This window comes from Acidisoma sp. 7E03 (assembly GCF_054665075.1).
Genome location: NZ_BAAFHE010000007.1, coordinates 20,326 through 38,211 on the forward strand (window position 1 = coordinate 20,326; position 17,886 = coordinate 38,211).

15 protein-coding genes and 1 tRNA gene are annotated in these 17,886 nt (G+C 67.4%); 9 read left to right on the forward strand and 7 right to left on the reverse strand.

Going from position 1 to position 17,886, the window contains the following annotated elements:
• Positions 1-62: 62 nt before the first annotated feature.
• Positions 63-2,120, reverse strand: a complete 2,058-nt coding sequence (locus ACYQ6W_RS12145) for a bifunctional aldolase/short-chain dehydrogenase (RefSeq protein ID WP_459675584.1) — start codon at positions 2,118-2,120, stop codon at positions 63-65.
• 121 nt (positions 2,121-2,241) lie between these two features.
• Between ACYQ6W_RS12145 and ACYQ6W_RS12150 the strand changes: the two genes are divergently transcribed.
• Positions 2,242-3,249 carry a sugar-binding transcriptional regulator gene (locus ACYQ6W_RS12150; protein ID WP_459675585.1) on the forward strand — a complete coding sequence of 336 codons (1,008 nt, stop codon included), beginning with the start codon at positions 2,242-2,244 and terminating at the stop codon, positions 3,247-3,249.
• Between the two features lie 163 nt (positions 3,250-3,412).
• On the opposite strand, the gene tal is transcribed toward ACYQ6W_RS12150, so the two are convergent.
• The 3 genes from tal to ACYQ6W_RS12165 form a co-directional block, all read right to left on the reverse strand.
• Positions 3,413-4,495 (reverse strand): transaldolase, encoded by a 1,083-nt coding sequence (tal, locus tag ACYQ6W_RS12155; RefSeq protein WP_459675586.1) that lies wholly within the window; start codon positions 4,493-4,495, stop codon positions 3,413-3,415.
• A 96-nt stretch (positions 4,496-4,591) separates the two neighbouring features.
• Positions 4,592-5,593: a glucokinase gene (gene glk, locus ACYQ6W_RS12160; RefSeq protein ID WP_459675587.1), complete on the reverse strand. Its 1,002-nt coding sequence runs from the start codon at positions 5,591-5,593 to the stop codon at positions 4,592-4,594.
• A 141-nt stretch (positions 5,594-5,734) separates the two neighbouring features.
• Positions 5,735-6,436, reverse strand: coding sequence for a helix-turn-helix transcriptional regulator (locus ACYQ6W_RS12165; protein ID WP_459675588.1), 702 nt, complete (start codon positions 6,434-6,436; stop codon positions 5,735-5,737).
• Between the two features lie 466 nt (positions 6,437-6,902).
• Here ACYQ6W_RS12165 and ACYQ6W_RS12170 point away from each other — a divergent pair, with 466 nt between their 5' ends.
• The 3 genes from ACYQ6W_RS12170 to ACYQ6W_RS12180 all read left to right on the forward strand — a co-directional run bounded on the left by ACYQ6W_RS12170 (position 6,903) and on the right by ACYQ6W_RS12180 (position 9,716).
• On the forward strand, positions 6,903-8,144 hold the full coding sequence (locus ACYQ6W_RS12170; protein WP_459675589.1) for a type III PLP-dependent enzyme: 1,242 nt from the start codon (positions 6,903-6,905) through the stop codon (positions 8,142-8,144).
• A 37-nt stretch (positions 8,145-8,181) separates the two neighbouring features.
• Positions 8,182-9,582, forward strand: coding sequence for a homospermidine synthase (locus ACYQ6W_RS12175; protein WP_459675590.1), 1,401 nt, complete (start codon positions 8,182-8,184; stop codon positions 9,580-9,582).
• 60 nt (positions 9,583-9,642) lie between these two features.
• Positions 9,643-9,716, forward strand: a tRNA-Gly gene (locus tag ACYQ6W_RS12180).
• Between the two features lie 3 nt (positions 9,717-9,719).
• Here ACYQ6W_RS12180 and ACYQ6W_RS12185 read toward each other — a convergent pair.
• Positions 9,720-11,225 carry an aromatic amino acid lyase gene (locus ACYQ6W_RS12185; RefSeq protein WP_459675591.1) on the reverse strand — a complete coding sequence of 502 codons (1,506 nt, stop codon included), beginning with the start codon at positions 11,223-11,225 and terminating at the stop codon, positions 9,720-9,722.
• 227 nt (positions 11,226-11,452) lie between these two features.
• On the opposite strand from ACYQ6W_RS12185, the gene ACYQ6W_RS12190 reads away from it, so the two are divergent.
• Entirely contained in the window at positions 11,453-11,947 is a 495-nt protein-coding gene (locus ACYQ6W_RS12190) for a peptide deformylase (protein ID WP_459675592.1), read from the forward strand.
• 3 nt (positions 11,948-11,950) lie between these two features.
• On the opposite strand, the gene ACYQ6W_RS12195 is transcribed toward ACYQ6W_RS12190, so the two are convergent.
• Entirely contained in the window at positions 11,951-12,472 is a 522-nt protein-coding gene (locus ACYQ6W_RS12195) for a GNAT family N-acetyltransferase (RefSeq protein WP_459675593.1), read from the reverse strand.
• Between the two features lie 200 nt (positions 12,473-12,672).
• Between ACYQ6W_RS12195 and ACYQ6W_RS12200 the strand changes: the two genes are divergently transcribed.
• Positions 12,673-13,083: a DUF2147 domain-containing protein gene (locus tag ACYQ6W_RS12200; RefSeq protein WP_459675594.1), complete on the forward strand. Its 411-nt coding sequence runs from the start codon at positions 12,673-12,675 to the stop codon at positions 13,081-13,083.
• A 326-nt stretch (positions 13,084-13,409) separates the two neighbouring features.
• Here the strand turns inward: ACYQ6W_RS12200 and ACYQ6W_RS12205 are convergent, their stop codons facing one another.
• Entirely contained in the window at positions 13,410-14,639 is a 1,230-nt protein-coding gene (locus tag ACYQ6W_RS12205; protein ID WP_459675595.1) for an argininosuccinate synthase, read from the reverse strand.
• Between the two features lie 86 nt (positions 14,640-14,725).
• On the opposite strand from ACYQ6W_RS12205, the gene ACYQ6W_RS12210 reads away from it, so the two are divergent.
• The 3 genes from ACYQ6W_RS12210 (at position 14,726) to ACYQ6W_RS12220 (ending at position 17,884) form a co-directional block, all read left to right on the forward strand.
• Positions 14,726-15,766: a DUF2125 domain-containing protein gene (locus ACYQ6W_RS12210; RefSeq protein ID WP_459675596.1), complete on the forward strand. Its 1,041-nt coding sequence runs from the start codon at positions 14,726-14,728 to the stop codon at positions 15,764-15,766.
• Between the two features lie 72 nt (positions 15,767-15,838).
• Positions 15,839-16,810, forward strand: a complete 972-nt coding sequence (gene hslO, locus ACYQ6W_RS12215; RefSeq protein WP_459675597.1) for an Hsp33 family molecular chaperone HslO — start codon at positions 15,839-15,841, stop codon at positions 16,808-16,810.
• Between the two features lie 12 nt (positions 16,811-16,822).
• Entirely contained in the window at positions 16,823-17,884 is a 1,062-nt protein-coding gene (locus ACYQ6W_RS12220) for a hypothetical protein (protein ID WP_459675598.1), read from the forward strand.
• Positions 17,885-17,886 lie beyond the last annotated feature (2 nt).

Sequence of the window (17,886 nt, forward strand, 5' to 3'; positions counted from 1 at the left end):
CCATCGGGCGGCCTGTGCCGGCCTGCGCGGTGCCGCATCCGCGCAGGCAGTGGGGCAGGGTGCTAGCGCAGCATGGCGGCGACGTTGCCGCCGTCGACCGTGATGACGTTACCCGTCGTCTTGGTGAGCTTGGCGGAGACGACAAAGGCGTGCGCCACGTCGTCGGCCGTCACTTCCTGGCCGAGCAGATTGCCCGCCATATAGTCCGCGGGGCTGACCCCACGGGCCGCGGCCCGCGCCTCGATCATCTCGGGCGAGAGCAGGCCGGAGCGGATACGATCGGCATTCACGCCGTTGGACCGGATGCCGTCCCGCCCGTGCTCCAGGGCGTATTGCCGCAAAAGCGCGAGGAGTGCCGCCTTGGCGGTGCCATAGGCGCCGAAATTGGCTCCCGGATTGACCGCCTGTTTCGACACGTTGAAGAGCAGCGCGCCGCCAAAGCCTTGTGCCTTCATGACGGCGACCGCTTCTTGCGCCATCGCCTGGTGGCCATAGAAGTTGAGCGCGAAACTCTGTTGCAGGACCTCTTCCGGCATTTCGGCGATCATGCCGGTGGTGGCGGAACCGGCATTGGAGACGAGAATGTCGAGACCACCGAAATGGGCGACCACCCGATCGATCGCCGCCGAGACGGCGGCGGGCTGCGTGACGTCGCAAGCAAGGGCCAGTGCACGACCGCCAATGGTGGCGCGCGTGCGTTCTGCCGCAGCACTATCCAGGTCGATCACGGCGACCTCGGCCCCTTCGGCAGCAAAGGCGCGGGCGATGGCGGAGCCGATCGCCCCGCCGCCACCGGTGATGGCGACGACCTGCCGCGCCAGCGGCTTCTCGGCGCCTTTCCCGAGCTTCGCCTGCTCCAGCGACCAGTATTCCATGTCGAAGTGGTCGGCTTCGCTGATCGACTCGAAACGGCCGACGCTTTCCGCATCCAGCACCGCGTCGATCCAGGCTTCCGCGACATCGGAGGAGACGCTGGCCTCGACCGCGGTCTTGCCGATCCCGACGATGCCGAAGCCGGGAATGGCGAGGACACGCGGCAGCGGGTCGAGCGCTTTCTTGATGCCGCCGACGCGGGCGTTGTGGCGCTCGAAATAGGCGCGGTATTCGGCCATGAAGCTGCCGATCGCCGCTTCCGCCGCCCGGCGCCAGGCGTCGAGGTCCGTCGTCACCGCCGGAAGGACGGCCGGCGCCGACTTGATGCGGATCACCTGCTCGGGCGTCGCAACGCCCCGGCGGCCATAGTCGCCGAGGCCCGCGCCATCGACGAAGCGGCGGATGCGCGGGCTGGTGCGGTGGTTGAGCAGCCACCGTCGCGGCACGCCGGCGGGTGCGGCCTCGGCCAGCAGCCCGCGCAGCAAGGGAAAGATATCGGCGGCGCTGGGCGTCTCACCCGGCAGAGCGACCGGCGCAAACGCCGGGTTGTCTCGGCCGTTCTCAGCGACGTAGTTTTCCATGAGCGTGACCATTTCGATCATCAACTCATAGGCGTCCCGAGCCGTCTCCCCCATGGTGAAGATGCCATGTTTGGCGAGCAGCAGACCCTGCACCGAGGGATCGCGCTCGAAGACCTCGGCCGCCGTTTTCGCGAGCTGGAAGCCTGGCATGATGTAAGGGACGAAGCCCACGCGGCCACCGAAGATGCGTGCGCAAACCGCTTCCGCATCCGGCAGGCAGGCGATGGCGGTGGAGACGACGGAGTGGGTATGATCGATGAACTTGTGCGGCAGATAGGCATGCAGCAAGGTTTCGACCGAAGGATTGGGTGCCGTGGTGTCAAGCAGGTTCTGGCGCTGGGCGTTCACCATGTCCTCGTCCGACATGGCAGCCAGGTTGCGCAGACGATCCAGGGGCGCACGGCGGACGGCGGGATGGCCGTCCGGCTCGATCACCGCAAGGTCACGCCCGCTGCCTTTGACGCAAAGCACGTCGACCATATCGCCGAACAGATCAGGAAGTCGGGTTTTGACGGAGGTGTTGCCGCCGCCGTGCATGACGAGCCATGGCACACTGCCGAGAAGCCGAGACGTGTAGGTACGGAGCGCCAGATCTTCATTGATGCCCTGGGCGGCATAATGCGCGACGCAGGCGCGCGCATCCTCATCGGACCATAGACTCTTCATTGTCCCTGCCGTCTTGGCGAAGCCGCAGCTTTGCGGTGTTTCTTTCGCCGGACACTAGGAGGGGTTCTAGACAGATGTCAATGTTGTCTGACAAAATTGTAAGGCGGTGACGGAGGAAGCCATGGCCAAGGCAAAGGTGGCTGCAAAAGTGGAGACGCCTGCCCGCGTGCGGCGGGATGCCTTGGTCGTGCCCGCCGAATTCGCCGGTGACGCCATCGTCTGGGCCGCGTGGCTCTATTATGAGGAGGGCATGACGCAGGAGGAGATCTCCCGCACGCTCGGGATCTCCCGTGCCAGCGTCGTCACCATGCTGCAGGAAGCGCGAGAGCGGGGCACGGTCTCCATCGCCGTGGCACCCCGGCATCTCGCGCGCGTCACCCTGGCGCGCGCGGTCGCGGCGCGGTTCGGCATCGCCGAATGCCTGGTGGTGCCGGGTGACGAGGGCCGCAGCATCGACCATGAGCGCGTCGGCCATGCCGCGGCCAAGCTTCTCGCAGATCGTCTGCAGCCCGATGACGTGCTTGGCGTCTCCTGGGGGCGGACGGTCCTGGCGCTGTCCCAGGCGATGCCGCAGCGGCAGCTGCCGCAGGTCTCCGTCGTGCAGATCACAGGCAGCGCCATCGGCACCTGGCGCTTCTCGGCCGAAGCCTGCGCCTCCAACATCGCCAACAGGATCGGGGCGCGCTGCATCTATCTGCATGCACCCGGCATCGTCTCCACGCCGGCGGTCAAGCGCATGCTGATGGAGGAGCCGACGCTGGTGGAGCAGTTCCGCATCATGGGCACCTGCAACCGCATCATCTACGGCGTCGGCAGCGTGCAGGCCTCCTCCACCGCTTTCGAGACCGGATTCCTCTCGCCCGAAGAGGCCGTGCCCTATCTGGAACAAGGGGCCGTCGCCGTGCTCGCCGGCCGTTTCGTCGATGCCGAGGGACGTGCGGTGCCTGGGCCGTTGGACGGGCGGCTGATCGGCATGACGGTGCCAGATATCGCCCGCATTCCAGACCGCATCTGCGTCGCGGCGGGCCGCGACAAGGCGGCACCCATTCGCGCGCTGCTGGTCGGTGGCTACGTCACCACCTTGGTGACCGACGAGCCGACGGCGCGCGCTCTGCTCGCCATGGCCTGAGACGCGGACGCCAAAAAGCCCCGGGCGTCACCGCCCGGGGCTCGTTCGGGTTGCTGCGCTCTGTTCATCGTCACCCGCGGCTTCATGCCATAGGGTGAGATGCCCATTCTCGCCGTCACACAGTCTGCCGGGTGGGCCGCGGCCCACCCTACCACCGATAGAGCTAGCTGAGCACCTTGGCCTTGCTGTCGATCGCGGCCATCAGATCGTGCCAGGACTTCACGAAGCCCTTGGCGCCGGCGGCCTGCAGTTCTTCCGACAGGGCGGTGAGATCGACGCCCGCATCGAGATGCGCCTTCAGCACCTTGTCGAAGTCACCGCCATCCATGCTGAGCACGCCATCCACCTTGCCGTGATCGGCGAAGGCCAGCAGCGTGCCTTCCGGCATGGTGTTGACGGTGTTCGGCGCCGCCAGGCCCGAAATGTAGAGCGTGTCCGAGGCGTTCTTGTCCTTCGTGCCGGTGGAGGCGAAGAGCAGGCGCTGCGGGCGGGCGCCGAGATTCTCCAGGCGCTGCCAGCGATCGCTGTTCAGCAGGTCGCGATAGGCCTTGTAGGTCTGGCGGCCGACGGCGAGGCCGAGGGTGTTCTTGATCTCGGCGGGCACCTTGTCGGCGACCGAGGTGTCCCAGCGGCTGATGAAGAGGGAGGCGACGGAGCGAACGTCCGCAGACTTGCCCTCGGCCACCCGGCGCTCCAGCCCGCGCATATAGGCTTCGGCGCAGGCAAGGTAGTGGTCGGAGGAGAAGAGCAGCGTCACGTTCACCGGCACGCCGGCGTAGATTGCCTCCTCGATCGCCGGCAGGCCTTCCGGCGTGCCCGGGATCTTGATGAAGAGGTTGGGCTTCGCCGCCTGGGCGTGCAGTTCCTGCGCCTGCTTCACCGTCGCCTGCGTGTCATAGGCGAAGAGCGGGGAGACCTCGAGCGAGACGAAACCGTCCACAGTGCCGGTCGCCTCGTAGATCGGCAGGAAGAGATCGGCGGCGCGGGACAGATCCTGGATCGCCATGTTGAAGAAGAGCGTCTCGCCCTTGTGGCCGGCATCCAGTTGGCGGTTGATCTCTTCGTCGTACCAATTGCTCTTGGAGATGGCGTTGTCGAAGATCGTCGGGTTGGAGGTCAGACCCGTGACGGACTTGGTCTCGATGTAGCTCTTCAGCGTGCCGCTATCGAGAAGATCGCGGGTGATGTTGTCCAGCCACAGGCTCTGGCCGAGCGCGTTGAGATCCTTGGGGGCGGTCGAAACCATCGGTCGGGTCCTTCATCGGTTGCCGGATGGGCGGGTCATCGCGTGTCGTCGGCGCCTCGCCACTCTTCGGGGCAGACTACACCCTTCGGGCGGGGATTACGACGCTACCGCCGCCTGTTCGAGCCCGAAGATGGCAGCCCCGAGCAAAGCGGCGTTGATCATGATCACGTGAACGGGGATGGAGCGCAGCATATTGGCGAAGCGGCCCTTGGCCGTGAAGGTCGCCATGAAGGCGCCGTCCTGTAGCTGCGGCACAAGCCGCGGCGGCATCCCGCCTGCAAGATAGATGCCCCCGGTGGCCATGACTTTCAATGCCAGGTTGCCGGCTTCCGCGCCCCAGACGTCGATGATGATGCGCAGGGTCTCGGCGGCCAGCGGGTTGTTGTCAGGGTCCTTGAGCGCGGCCTCGACGATGAGCGGCGTGCGGTCCCGCGCCCCATGCAGAGCCTCGGCGAAGGCGGGCAGTTCGGACGCGGGATCGCGCGACCGCACGAAGTCGTAGACGTTGGGCAGGCCGGAGCCGGCGCAGACGCGCTCATAGGCCGCATGACGGAATCGGTCCGTCAGATAGGACCAGAGGCCGGCCTGGATCTGGTTGATGGGCGCGAAATCGGTGTGGCCGCCCTCGGACTCGCAGGCGATGTATTTTTCGCCCGACCAGATGAGGAAGGCTTCGCCGAGCCCGGTGCCGGGCGCCATCACGCCGATGGCCGCGTTCTGCACCGCGCGGCCAGCGTTGATGACCGCCGTCTCTTCCGGCAGCAGATGCGGCACGGCATGGGCGATAGCCTTGAGATCGTTGAGCAGGCTGACCTTCTGGAGGTTCAGGTCACGCGCCAGCACGCGCTCGTCGAGGTTCCATGGCAGGTTGGTGAGATGGGCACGGCCGTCGATCACCGGGCCTGCGACGTCGAAGCAGGCGTGGGTGACCTGTCCGCCCTGACCGTGGGTCTTGAGGAAGGTGTCGATGATGGGCTGCAGGCCCGGAAAATCCTGGCTCGGATATTCCTGCTCCGCAAGAAAATCACGCGGGCCTCGTTCGGCCGAGATCAGGGCAAGGCGGGTCTTGGTTCCGCCGACGTCACCAGCAATGAGCATCAGTCAAGCTCCTCTCGGATCGGCGCGATTGGTATCCGCGAGCAAGCTTTCGACACAGGCACCGCATGGTTTGTCCACGACCGATCTGACGGCACCATAGCGCGAAGCGACGGCAGGTCAAACGGCCGGGAAGCGCCTGTGTCAGGCGGTTTTTCGCCCTTTCCGATCGGGCGCGAGCCCCTCCGCGCCGGCCATGATGCCGGAGGCGCGGAGCAGCATGGCGGCCAACTGCGCCTGGGATGAGGTGCCGGTCTGCAGGAGCAGTTTCTTGAGCCGCGTGCGCACCGTGCCGATGGGCAGGGCCTCCAGCTCGGCGAATTCCGCGAGGCTGCGGCCGATCGCGAGGCTCTCCGCGAGAGCGGCATTCTGCGGCGAAAAACCGAAGGCGGCGCGCGACCAGCCAGGGGCAAGCAGCAGCGGCGCCCGCAGCTCGGTGATGCAGACGGTGACGAGCGGCTGCCCCAGCACGGGCGCGATGCGCATCAAGGCGCTCGCCTCTTCCTGGCGGGTGAGGAAGCGCAGCAGCACCGGCTGCTGCGCGAGCGCGGAGCGCTGCACCGCTTCGGACAGGGCGGCCTCGTCGTTCGTGCGGCGGATGGCGAGCTTGCCGTGGCTATCGAGGAAGGCGGGGGAGCGCTGCAGCAGCAACCGGCCGGCGGCGTTGCTGGCCAGGATCCGGGTGTCCGGCGCCAGCAGAAAGGCGGGGAAGGCGATCATGTCGAGCGTCTGTGCCGCCGCCTGCAGCGTGGTCGGAGACGGATCTGCCCAGCCGGTGCCCGGTTCCCGCGCGGCCGCGGGGGAGTGGTCCCCGGCCTCCGGCCGCATCGCGCGCTCTGACAGCATGCCTTTCCCCGTCTTTTTCCGCATCCTGCGACGCGTCTTTCGATCAAGGCAAGCCGTGCGTCGAAGTTGCGCGGCCGAAGCATAACCGAGGCGTGAGATCGTCACACCCCCCCGAGGCGCAAGGCCCTATATGGGGGACCGCGCCGCCCGTCGGCGCGAGCCTTGACGCAACCCGCACGTGCCGCGAGCCCCCCAGGGGCACAGCAACGACGTAACGCGTCCTTTTTGGTCCAACCGGTCCCAATACTGACCGGTGTCCTGAAGGGAAACGGATATGTTTTCTGTTCCGCACGGCGCGATGCCTTCTCATCGCACAATCGCATGAGTCCCCGGCCGGCGTGACGCCGGCCTGACCCATGCCCCTCCGCTGACGCTCAATCCGGGCGGCTGCGGTTTGTCCTGTACTCCGAACCTTGTTCAAGACGTCACATTCGCGGCCAGCCGCGGGTGTTAGGAGGATTGCCCGATGAGCCATTTCCGCCCCCGGAACGTCACCCGTCCCCAGAGCGGCTCTTTCACCCGTGCTGACCGTCCGCTGCGAGTCGAGGAGGCGGTGCGCGTGCTCGCCCCGGCCGACCCGCTGCATTGCCTGCGGCCCGCGCTGCTCGCCGAGACGGCCGCGCGCTTCGTGCAGGGCTTTCCCGGCGTCACCCTCTATGCCGTGAAGTGCAATCCGGAACCCGCGGTGCTGCGCGCGCTCTGGGACGGAGGGGTGCGCCATTTCGATTGCGCATCGGCGGGTGAAGTGGCGCTGGTGCGCGGGCTTTTTCCCGAGGCGGTCATCCACTTCATGCATCCGGTGAAGTCGCGCCCGGCGATCGCCGAAGCCTATGCCCATCAGGGGGTGCGGGACTTCGTGCTCGACAGTGCCGAGGAACTGGCCAAGATTCTGGAAGAGACCGGCGGTGCTGCCGATCTCGGGCTCGTGGTGCGCATCGCGCTGCCGAAGGGGGGCGCGCGCTACGACCTGTCCGGCAAGTTCGGCGCTGGCTTCGACGAGGCAGTGGCGCTGCTGCGCGCGGCGCGGCCGCAGGCGGTGAAGCTCGGCGTCTCCTTTCATGTCGGCTCGCAATGCATGGACCCGCTCGCCTATCGCCGGGCGCTGACGCTAGCGGGCCAGGTGATCCGCGCAGCCAGTGTCGCGATCGACGTCGTCGACGTCGGCGGCGGCTTCCCGGTGAGCTATCCCGATCTCGAGCCCCCTCCGCTCGGCGCCTACTTCGCCGAGATCGAAGCCGCTTTCGAGGAACTGGGCCTGCCGGCCGCGGAACTCTGGGCCGAGCCCGGCCGGGTGCTGGTGGCGGCCGGCACCTCCGTCGTGCTGCAGGTGCAGGCGCGCCGGGGTGACGCGCTCTACGTCAATGACGGCGTCTACGGCAGCCTGTCGGATGCCGGCGTGCCGGGCTTCCGTTTCCCCGTCCGCCTGCTCCGTGCGGAGGGCGCCGTCGATGGGACCCTCGTGCCCTTCTCCTTCTGGGGGCCGACCTGCGACAGCGCCGACCACATGGTGGGCCCCTTCTGGCTGCCCGCGGACATCCGGGAGGGCGACTGGATCGAAGTCGGCCAGCTCGGCGCTTATGGCGCCTGCCTCGCGACGCAGTTCAACGGCTTCGACCAGGCAACGATGGTCGAGGTCGTGGACGGCCCCCTGCTGCTGACTCCCGGCCATCCGGGGGAGGATGCCGCTGTCTTCGACCTCGCCGCCTGACCGCCACCCTTCGCCCCTTTTTCGGGAGTTCACCGACGTGAAGCATGTTTCATTCTCGGGCCGCCTAGTCATGGTCGGCTGCGGCAGCATCGGCCAGGGCGTTCTGCCGCTACTGCTGCGCCACATCGACCTCGCGCCGAGCCAGATCACCATCGTCAATTCCGACGAGCGCGGCCGCGTGGTGGCCGAGGCGCTGGCCGTGATCTACACGGTCTCGCCGCTGACGCGGGAGAATTTCGCGTCCGTACTGTCGCCGCTCGTCGGCCAGGGAGATTTCCTGCTCAACCTGTCGGTGGACGTATCTTCCGTCGCCCTCATCGGCTTCTGCCGCGAGGTGGGTGCACTCTATCTCGACACCTGCGTGGAGCCCTGGGCGGGCGGTTATACCGACACGTCACTGTCGGCGTCGGAGCGCTCCAACTACGGCCTGCGGGAATCGGCGCTCGCGCTGCGCGGTCAGGGTGGCCCGACCGCGCTCATCACCCATGGCGCCAACCCCGGCCTGGTCTCGCATTTCGTCAAGCAGGCGCTCCTCAACATCGCCGAGGACACCGGTGTGGTGACGACGGTGCCGACGACGCGCGCCGAATGGGCCGCGCTGGCCCAGACGCTCTCCGTCAAGGTCATCCACATCGCCGAGCGCGACACGCAGGTTGCCGATATCCCGAAGCAGCGGGACGAATTCGTCAACACCTGGTCCGTCGACGGCTTCGTGGGCGAAGGCTGCCAGCCCGCCGAACTCGGCTGGGGCACGCATGAGCCGGCCTTCCCGCAGGATGGCCGCCGCCACGCCTTCGGCTGCGGGGCCGCGATCTATCTGGAGCGGCCGGGTGCCTCCACTCGCGTACGTACCTGGACGCCGCTGGAAGGCCCCTTCCACGGTTTCCTCATCACCCACAACGAGTCCATCTCCATTGCCGACTACTACACGGTGGGCGAGGGCGAACAGGCGACCTATCGCCCGACCGTCCACTACGCCTATCACCCGGCGGATGACGCGGTGCTGTCGGTGCATGAACTCGCTGGCAAGAACTGGGAAATGCAGAGCCGCACCCGGCTGATGATGGACGAGATCATCTCCGGCACCGACGAACTCGGCGTGCTGCTGATGGGCCATGCCAAGGGGGCCTATTGGTTCGGCTCGCGCCTCTCCATCGAAGAGGCGCGCAGCCTCGTGCCCTACAACAACGCGACCAGCCTGCAGGTGACGGCGGCGGTGCTGGCCGGGGTGATCTGGGCCATGGAGAACCCGGAGCGCGGGGTGATCGAGCCTGATGCGATCGACCACGACCGCATCCTGGAGATCACCAAGCCCTATCTCGGCGAGGTGGTGGGGGTCTATTCCGACTGGACGCCGCTGCAGGACCGCGCGCGGCTCTTCCCGGAAGTGCTGAACCAGGACGAGCCCTGGGCCTTCGGCAATTTCCGCGTGGTCTGAGGCTCGCGGACCGGGGCTTGCGATACCCGCCCTCGGGCGGGTATCAAGAGCCTCACTCGGGCGGGCGTAGCATAGTGGTAATGCTCTAGCCTTCCAAGCTAGCTAGGAGGGTTCGATTCCCTTCGCCCGCTCCAGCCTCACCTCTCTTCGATAGCCTGAGCCGTGGCGGCCGCGCGCCGCACCATCTGCATCAGCGGCCCGATGTCGAAAATCGCTTCGCCCTCACGCCCGATCGGCAGCGCCGCGAGAATCTCGGCGGCGAGGGCACGCAGCCCTTCGCCCAGATCCGCGATGGCGAGGCTCCGCCGATGGATCGCCCAGACGGCGCAGAGGATCTCGAGCGTCAGCACGGTCCAGACCGGCTCCAGGCTGCGCACCGTCTCGGCGACGGATTGCGGCGCATTGCCGGCCACATCCTCCACGCCGTCTCCGATCTGGCCCGAGAAATTGAGCAGCGCCGGCGTCGCCGCCTGGCGCACCGCGCCCACCTGGGCGGCCGCGATATGGCCGAGGTTGAGGAACTGCACGCCGCCGATGGCGCCCGGCTCCTGGGCGAGGCCCGTAGGCAGGCCGGTGAAGCTCGGCCACTGGATCTTGTGGATGCGCTGGCCCGCCGCCTCGACGAGCTTGGCGACTGCCTGGCGCAGCGTATCGAGGGCGAGGCAGCAGGCCGTCGTCTCCATGTTGCCGTGGGAGAGGAAGGTGCCGGTCGCGAGATCGATCATCGGGTTGTCGCAGGCGGCCGAAAGCTCCGTCTCGATGATCGCATGGGCGAAATCATAGGCCGCTTCTGCCGCGCCATGAATCTGCGGGATGCAGCGGAAGCTCAGGGGGTCCTGTAGGAAGCGCGCTTCCCCCGCCTGCCAAAGGCGGCTGCCGGCAAGCGCTGCCCGTAGCGCGTGCCCGACGCGGCTCTGCCCCGGCTGGCCGCGACCCTCGTCGACCTCCGCCCGCCAAGTGCTGAGATTGCCGCGAAAACCTTCCATCGACAGCGCCCCAGCGAGGGTTGCGGTATCAAGCACCGCCCTGATCTCGGTGAGGACGAGGACGGCTTCGGCGAGCATCAGGCTGTTCGAATTGAGCAGCGAGATCGCTTCCTTGGCGGCGAGCGTGCCGATCGGGCGCGGCCCCTGTCCCCCTGGCCCGACGCCGGCCTTCCCCAGCAGCGGCACGGCGAGCTGGCTCATGGCCACGATGTCCGAGGCGCCGATCGAACTGCCGAGGCGTGCGCCCGGCAGATCATCGGCCGCGAGCCGCGCGAGCAGACTGTCCACCAGCTCCGGCCGCACGCCGGAGCGGCCGCGCGCGAAGAGGGCCAGCTGAATGGCGAGCGCACCCCGCACCACTTCGCGCGGCGCCTCGGGCCCTGGCGCGACCGTGGCGTGCGCCGTGATCATCAGCCCGTTGTACTCCGAGATTGCCGCACAGCTGACGGCGAAGTCCTTCTGGCTGCCGACACCGGTGGTGATGCCATAGGCGGGGACACCGCGGGTGACGACCTCCTCCACGATGGTGCGGCCCTGGGCGATGGCATTCCACGCGCTTTCGGAGAGTGCGACCGCGGCTTCCCCCCGGGCAATGGCGGCGACGGCTGCGATCGTCAGCGGCGTGTCGCCGAGGTAGAAGATGGGAGAGGACGGCATGGAGGGGGGCTTTCGCTGTCGGCACAGGGAGCCGCCGCTTCTAGCATCGGGCTCGGTCGCGCGGAAACGGCGCCCGATCTGCGTCAGCCCTCTGCCGTATTCGCACGCACCCAGCTAAGATGGGAGGTGCGTCGGGGGAGGGTTGTTCCCAGAGGCTATGCCGGCGGCCAGCCAGGGATAGCGGCCACGGTGGTTGAATCCGATCGCGCAGCCTGTAGACCAGCGGCATGACGATCCGCCCTGTTCTAATCTTCCCCGATCCGCGCCTGCGCCAGCCGGCCGAGACGGTGACCGCCTTCGACGATGATCTGCGCGCGCTTGTCGAGGACCTGCTGGAGACGATGCGCGCCGCCCCCGGCATCGGCATCACCGGGCCGCATATCGGCGCGATGCAGCGCGTCGTGGTGCTGGAACTCAGGCCCGGCGCGGTGCGGTGCTACGTGAACCCCCGCGTTCTCTGGCGATCGAAGGAGATGCAGCGGCATGAGGAGGGCAGCATCTCCATGCCCGGTGCCGCGGAGGTGGTGCAGCGCCCGGCGCGGGTGCGGGTGGCCTATCAGACGCTGGAGGGTGCCGAAGGGACCGAAGAGGCCGACGGGCTGCTCGCCGTCTGCCTGCAGCACGAAATCGACCAACTCAACGGCATCTTCTGGCTGCAGCGCCTGTCGCGGCTCAAGCGCGACATGGTGGTGAAGCGCTGGGAGAAGACCTGGCGGCGGTGAGCCTCACATGATCTTCTCGAAGCGGAAGCCTTCGTCCAGCCCCGGCAGCGGGTCCCGCCCATCCGGCTGTGCGTGCGGATGCCGGGCATGGGTGAACTCCACGATCTTGAAGCCGCATTTGTTGACGTAGAAGTGGATGTTCCGCTTCTCGAAATAGGGCGTGTGCGTCTCCCACACCCGGGTCTGCGGATAGCGTCGTTCGATCGCTCGCCAAGCCTGATAGCCGAGGCCGCGGCCTTCCTGGCCGAGGGCGATGAAGAAGAGATCGAGCGTGTTGCGTTGCGTCTCGGGACTGATGGTGACGACGGCGCCGCCGGCCGCCTGGCCTTCCCTGAGGATGCGCAGCACGACCGCCCCCGGTGCCGCCATCGCCTCGTCTAGCTCCCGGTCGGACGGAATGGGTCCATCCGGCAGGCTTCCCAGCTCATCGACAATAGCGACGGCGAAGGCTGCCTGCAGCGCGCGCTTGAACGCCGGGTAATCGGCGGGGTCGGCGACGGCGAGGGCAACCAAGGTCTCTGTCATACCGGGGTTTTAGTCGACGGCGGAGGCCGCTGTCTGCCCGGGTTAAACGGATGTCTGGCTCGATCGCCCGTGGTGCCTGAAGCGCGGATTATTTCCACCCCATGATCAGCGGTTAATCTTGGCATCCGACTGCCTTCGAGACCCGTAAAGCAACAAATGCAGAGAAAAGCTCTGCGACTTGGAGGGTCAGGAAGTCAGCTATGATAGCCAATCTGCTACCCAAGGCCGCTATGCCATCAGCCGCCGTTTTGGGATGTCTCGTCCTCACCTCGGTCGCCAGCGTCGCTTCCTCGGCCGAGGACAAGTCGATCCTTGGACGTTGGGCGAGAAACGATGGCGCGACGCAGGTTCTCATCTCCGAGAAAGGATCTGAGCTGGTCGCCGTCAACACCTGGGTCAGACGTCCCGATGGACCGGAAAAAGTCGGAGACACGCTGGTGCTCAATCTCAGCGAGATATCCGATGCGCTGTACAAAGGCACGGCGCACGATATGCGCAGAGACAGAACCTACAGGATGACGATCGAGCTTGATGGACGATCGATGAAGACCACCGGATGTGTTCTCATGGGTCTGGTTTGTCGCACTGCACTTTGGACCCGTTTGGACTAAAATTGGTGCGTGGAAACGAGGCTCGCCTTCAAGCCTGACAGAGATCCGGGGGGGAATGATTTTCCCCAACGCCTGTCAGGTGGCGAGAGGGTGCGCACCTTCGTTGCATTTACAACGAATGGTGGCCCCTTTCGGAAGCTCGTGTGGGACAAGCGCTTATCAGAGAAAGTCGCGATGCTCGAGCGGCGCGGCGCCGCGGCGGCTAGGCTCGCGGATCAAGTCCGCGGGCGACGCTACATCAAAGTCGCTGAGTAGGTCCCCGGGTCGGTCAAGCCCGGGGACGACCTTCGGAAGAGGGCGACATCAGTGAGAGAGACGGCGGCGGCTCAGAGGCTGCCGCCCTTCCGCCCGGCGGAGGCGCCCAGGCGAAGACGCAACGCCTGCAGCTTGATGAAGCCTTGCGCGTCCTGCTGGTTGTACGCGCCCTGGTCGTCCTCGAAGGTCACGACCTTCATGGAATAGAGGCTGTTCGGGCTTTCGCGGCCGATCACCGTCGCATTGCCCTTGTAGAGCTTCATCGTCACCCGGCCCGTCACCGAGGCCTGGCTGGTGTCGATCAGCGCCTGCAGCATCCGCCGTTCCGGGCTGAACCAGAAGCCGTTGTAGATCAGTTCGGCATAGCGCGGCATCAGGCTGTCCTTGAGGTGTGCGGCCTCGCGATCCAGCGTGATGCTTTCGATGCCGCGATGCGCCGCGAGCAGAATGGTGCCGCCCGGCGTCTCATAAATGCCGCGGGACTTCATGCCGACGAAGCGGTTCTCGACGAGGTCGAGACGGCCGATCCCATTGGCCTTCCCGAGTGCGTTGAGCTTGGTCAGCAGCGCGGCCGGAGACAGGGCCTCGCCGTCGATCGCCACAGGGTCGCCGTTATGGAAGTCGATGGTGATGGTCGTCGCCACATCGGGCGCCGCTTCCGGGCTGATGGTGCGCTGATAGACGATCTCGTCTGCCTCCACCGCGGGGTCTTCGAGGATCTTACCTTCGGAGGAGGAGTGGAGGAGATTGGCGTCGACCGAGAAGGGGGCTTCGCCGCGCTTGTCCTTCGTCACTGGAATCTGATTCGCCTCGGCGAATTCGATGAGCTTGGTGCGGCTCGTCAGGTCCCATTCGCGCCAGGGGGCGATCACCGTCACGTCCGGCTTCAGCGCGTAATAGGCGAGTTCGAAGCGCACCTGGTCATTGCCCTTGCCGGTCGCGCCGTGGGCCACGGCATCCGCGCCGACCTGTTCGGCGATTTCGATCTGGCGCTGGGCGATGAGCGGCCGCGCGATGGAGGTGCCGAGGAGATACTGGCCCTCATACAGGGCATTGGCACGGAACATCGGGAAGACGAAGTCTTTCACGAAGGTTTCGCGCAGGTCGTCCATGAAGATCTGCTTCACGCCGAACATCTCGGCCTTGCGGCGCGCCGGCTCCAGCTCCTCGCCCTGGCCGAGATCGGCCGTGAAGGTCACCACCTCGCAGCCGTAGGTGGTTTGCAGCCATTTGAGGATGACGCTGGTGTCGAGGCCGCCCGAATAGGCGAGCACCACTTTCTTCACGGATTTCGCAGCCATCTTGGTCTCCGGTCACTGTCGATCGGCAGCAGGCATAAGCGGGGGCCGGGGTGGCGGCAAGCGCCAGCATCGCGATATGGATGTGCATGAAGATGCGCCGAAGCCTCAAGCGGTTCCTGGTTCTGCTGCTGCTCGTCCTGCTGGTGATGGGGGGCGTGTGGACGGGCGTGTGGTACGTGGTGAGCGGCCAGTTGATCACCCAGGCCGCGGCCTGGGAGGCGGCGCGGCAGGCCGAGGGCTGGACCATCCGGCACGCGGCCCCGCGCCGCACCGGCTGGCCGATGGCGGCGAGCGTCACCTTCGACGATCTGTCGGTGTCCGGCGGCCGCGCCTATCTGCCCGGCGGCTTCACCTGGACCGCGGCCTCGCTCACGGTCGGGCGCGACATCCGGCATCTCGATGCGCTGTCCTTCACCGTCACCGGTCGGCAGAGCCTGGCACGGGCGGGGGGTGCGCCGCTCGTCTTCCAGGCGCGGCGGATGCGGGCGCAGGCGGCCTTGCGGCCCGATGGCGGGATCGGCCTCATCCAGGCGGCGGCCGAAGGCGTTCTGGCCGCAGCCTCGGGGCCGCATGGGCCGCAGGCCGCAGAACTCGGCCAGCTCGCCGCCGCCGCGCGGTTCGACGGCACGGCCGGTCCCGGCACGGCAGCGCTGACTCTCGCCGCCGAACTGCATGACCTGCGCCTGCCGCCCTCGCATCTCGCGGCGCTGGGCGATGCCTCGCTTCTCGCCTTCGATGTCAGCCTGTCGGGGCCGGTGCCGGCGCGGGCCGCCCAGTCTTCGGCTGAAGCGAATGCCGCCGCCTGGCGGCGCGCCGGGGGCGGGATGGTGCTCAACCGCTTTCGTCTCGTCCAAGGCCCCCTGAGGCTCGACGCGCGCGGACGGTTCGGGTTGGACGACAGCGGCCGGCTGCAGGCCGAGACGCAGGTGCAGGCCGAGGGTGTGGAGCCCGCGCTCACCCGCCTCGCCGCCCGTCACGTGATGACGGCGGCGGAAGCCCACGCCATGGCGGGGATGCTCGCGCTGATGACCCAGGCCCAGGGCGGCGACGGGTTCGGCCTGCCGGTCTCGCTGCATGACGGAAACGTCAACCTCGGGCCCATTCCCCTGTTACGTCTGCGGCCCTAAAGGCGGACGAAGGTCGGCAATTCGCGCGCGACGGATGGCGAAACCGGGCAAGGCCGCTTAATTGAGTGCGTCATGAACGAATTTCCCGCCTTTCTCGACAGCGACCGTCCTCCCGTGCCCGACATCGTCGTGCCCCGTGGCGTCACCCCCTTCTTTCTGCCTGGCCGGCCGGTGCGCGGCCGTCTGGTGCGCCTCGGCGCGCTGGCCGATGCCCTGCTGACGCGGCACGACAACGAAGACCGGGTGACGCAGCTCGCCGGCAAGGCGCTGGCGCTGACCGCAGCACTGGCGACTGCGCTAAAGTTTTCTGGAACCTTTAGCCTGCAAGCCAAGGGCGACGGACCGGTCAATCTGTTGCTGACCGATTGTACAAGCCAGGGCACGCTGCGCGGCTATGCGCGCGCCGATGCGGAGAGCCTGACGCTGCTCCCCGATCTCGCGGCCGCGACCGATGCCGACCTTTTGGGGGCGGGCTATCTGGCCTTCACCGTGGATCAGGGCCCGGAGATGGAACGCCATCAGGGCATCGTCCAGATCGAAGGCCCCGGGCTGTCTGACATGGCGCTGCACTACTTCGCCACCAGCGAGCAGATCCAATGCGCGCTGCACCTGGCCTGCGCGCGCACGGACAAGGGCTGGCGTGCGAGCGCCCTCATCCTCGAACGCATCGCGGTTGGCGGTGAAGCCAATCTCGACCTCACCGCCGCGGAAGCAGAGGATAGCTGGAACACGGCGGTGACCCTCGCGTCCACGGTTTCGGAATCGGAACTTCTGGACGATGCGCTGCCGGCCGAGGATCTGTTCTATCGGCTGTTCCATGCCGAAGGTGTCGCGGCCGACAGGCCGCGCGCGCTCGGCTATGGCTGCCGCTGCTCGCGCGCCAAGCTCTCCGGCATCCTGGAGCGCTTCTCCCCCGGTGAACTGGACGAGATGGCGACCGGTGACGACATCGTCATGACCTGCGAGTTCTGCAACGTCGACTTCCGATTCCCCCGCGCCGAGCTGCGCGGCGGCCCCGAACCCTCCCCTTCCTCGGACCAATAGGAGACTGCCACGGTGAGACGCGCCTTCTTCCGCCCCATGCTGCTCGGTGCCAGTCTCGCCGCGCCGCTTCTGCTGGCCGGATGCGGTGGTGACGAGGGGGTGCCGCAGAGCTTCCCGCCGCTGCGCTATAACTACCTGGCGCCGATTTCGCTGAACGTCGCGAATATCCAGACGGTGGTGCGCTACGCGCCGGCCCCCGGCGGCTCCAGCCTCGACTCGATGAGCCCGGAATCGCCGCTGCAGGCGGTGCAGCAGATGATTCAGGATCGCCTCGTCCCCGGCGGATCGGGCGGCACCGCCGTCGTCACCATCAACGCGGCTTCTCTGAACCAGGTGAACGACACGGCGGTCGGCAATATCTCGCTGCGTCTGACCGTCACCTCCGCCGATGGGCGGCAGCGCGGCTTCACCGATGCGAGCGTCACCCGCACGCGCACCATGCCCGACAATACGAGCCCGGATGCGCTGCGCGCCTTCCTCTATGCGATGACGCAGGATCTGGTGAATGCCGAGAATGTCGAACTCGAGTATCAGATTCGCCAGAACCTGCCGAGCTGGCTGGTGGGCGGCGGCTCGGCGGTGATCGGCGGCCCGGCGGCCCCGACCCCGGTGCAGGCAACGCCGCTCGGCGGGCCCGGCACCACCTCGATCGCCCCGGCGACCGGGGTGGTCACGCCGATGACGGCGGCACCCGCGGCGACCGGCACGGGCGTCGTCACACCCATGGACACGGCGACGCCGACCATGCCGGGTGGCGCGCTCGGCCTGCCGGAAGGCAACCCGGTGCCGACGGGCCAGGATTTCTCGACGCCGGCCACCACGACCCCCGGCGCACCGACGCCGCTGACCCCGGCGATGCCTGCGACCACCGGTACCGCCGCGCCGGCCAGCACGGCGCCGGGCGTGCTCGGCACCATGCCCGTCTCCTCGGGCAGCAGCGCCTCCCCGGCGGTGACTCCGGCCGTTCCGGCGACCACCACCACGACGACCAAGACGACGGCCCCGGCGGCTGCCTCCTCGTCTTCGTCCAGCAACAGCGCGCTGCCGCCGCTGCCGGCCGGCATCACGCCGTAAGG

Excerpts from the sequence above, each read along its gene's own strand:
- tal (WP_459675586.1), bottom strand. The coding sequence starts at position 4,495 with ATGGTTTCGACCGCCCCCAAGGATCTCAACGCGCTCGGCCAGAGCCTG.
- ACYQ6W_RS12200 (WP_459675594.1), top strand. The coding sequence starts at position 12,673 with ATGATAGCCAATCTGCTACCCAAGGCCGCTATGCCATCAGCCGCCGTT.
- ACYQ6W_RS12190 (WP_459675592.1), top strand. The coding sequence starts at position 11,453 with ATGACGATCCGCCCTGTTCTAATCTTCCCCGATCCGCGCCTGCGCCAG.
- ACYQ6W_RS12185 (WP_459675591.1), bottom strand. The coding sequence starts at position 11,225 with ATGCCGTCCTCTCCCATCTTCTACCTCGGCGACACGCCGCTGACGATC.
- hslO (WP_459675597.1), top strand. The coding sequence starts at position 15,839 with ATGAACGAATTTCCCGCCTTTCTCGACAGCGACCGTCCTCCCGTGCCC.
- ACYQ6W_RS12145 (WP_459675584.1), bottom strand. The coding sequence starts at position 2,120 with ATGAAGAGTCTATGGTCCGATGAGGATGCGCGCGCCTGCGTCGCGCAT.
- ACYQ6W_RS12170 (WP_459675589.1), top strand. The coding sequence starts at position 6,903 with ATGAGCCATTTCCGCCCCCGGAACGTCACCCGTCCCCAGAGCGGCTCT.
- glk (WP_459675587.1), bottom strand. The coding sequence starts at position 5,593 with ATGCTCATTGCTGGTGACGTCGGCGGAACCAAGACCCGCCTTGCCCTG.
- ACYQ6W_RS12150 (WP_459675585.1), top strand. The coding sequence starts at position 2,242 with ATGGCCAAGGCAAAGGTGGCTGCAAAAGTGGAGACGCCTGCCCGCGTG.
- ACYQ6W_RS12205 (WP_459675595.1), bottom strand. The coding sequence starts at position 14,639 with ATGGCTGCGAAATCCGTGAAGAAAGTGGTGCTCGCCTATTCGGGCGGC.
- ACYQ6W_RS12195 (WP_459675593.1), bottom strand. The coding sequence starts at position 12,472 with ATGACAGAGACCTTGGTTGCCCTCGCCGTCGCCGACCCCGCCGATTAC.
- ACYQ6W_RS12165 (WP_459675588.1), bottom strand. The coding sequence starts at position 6,436 with ATGCTGTCAGAGCGCGCGATGCGGCCGGAGGCCGGGGACCACTCCCCC.
- ACYQ6W_RS12210 (WP_459675596.1), top strand. The coding sequence starts at position 14,726 with ATGAAGATGCGCCGAAGCCTCAAGCGGTTCCTGGTTCTGCTGCTGCTC.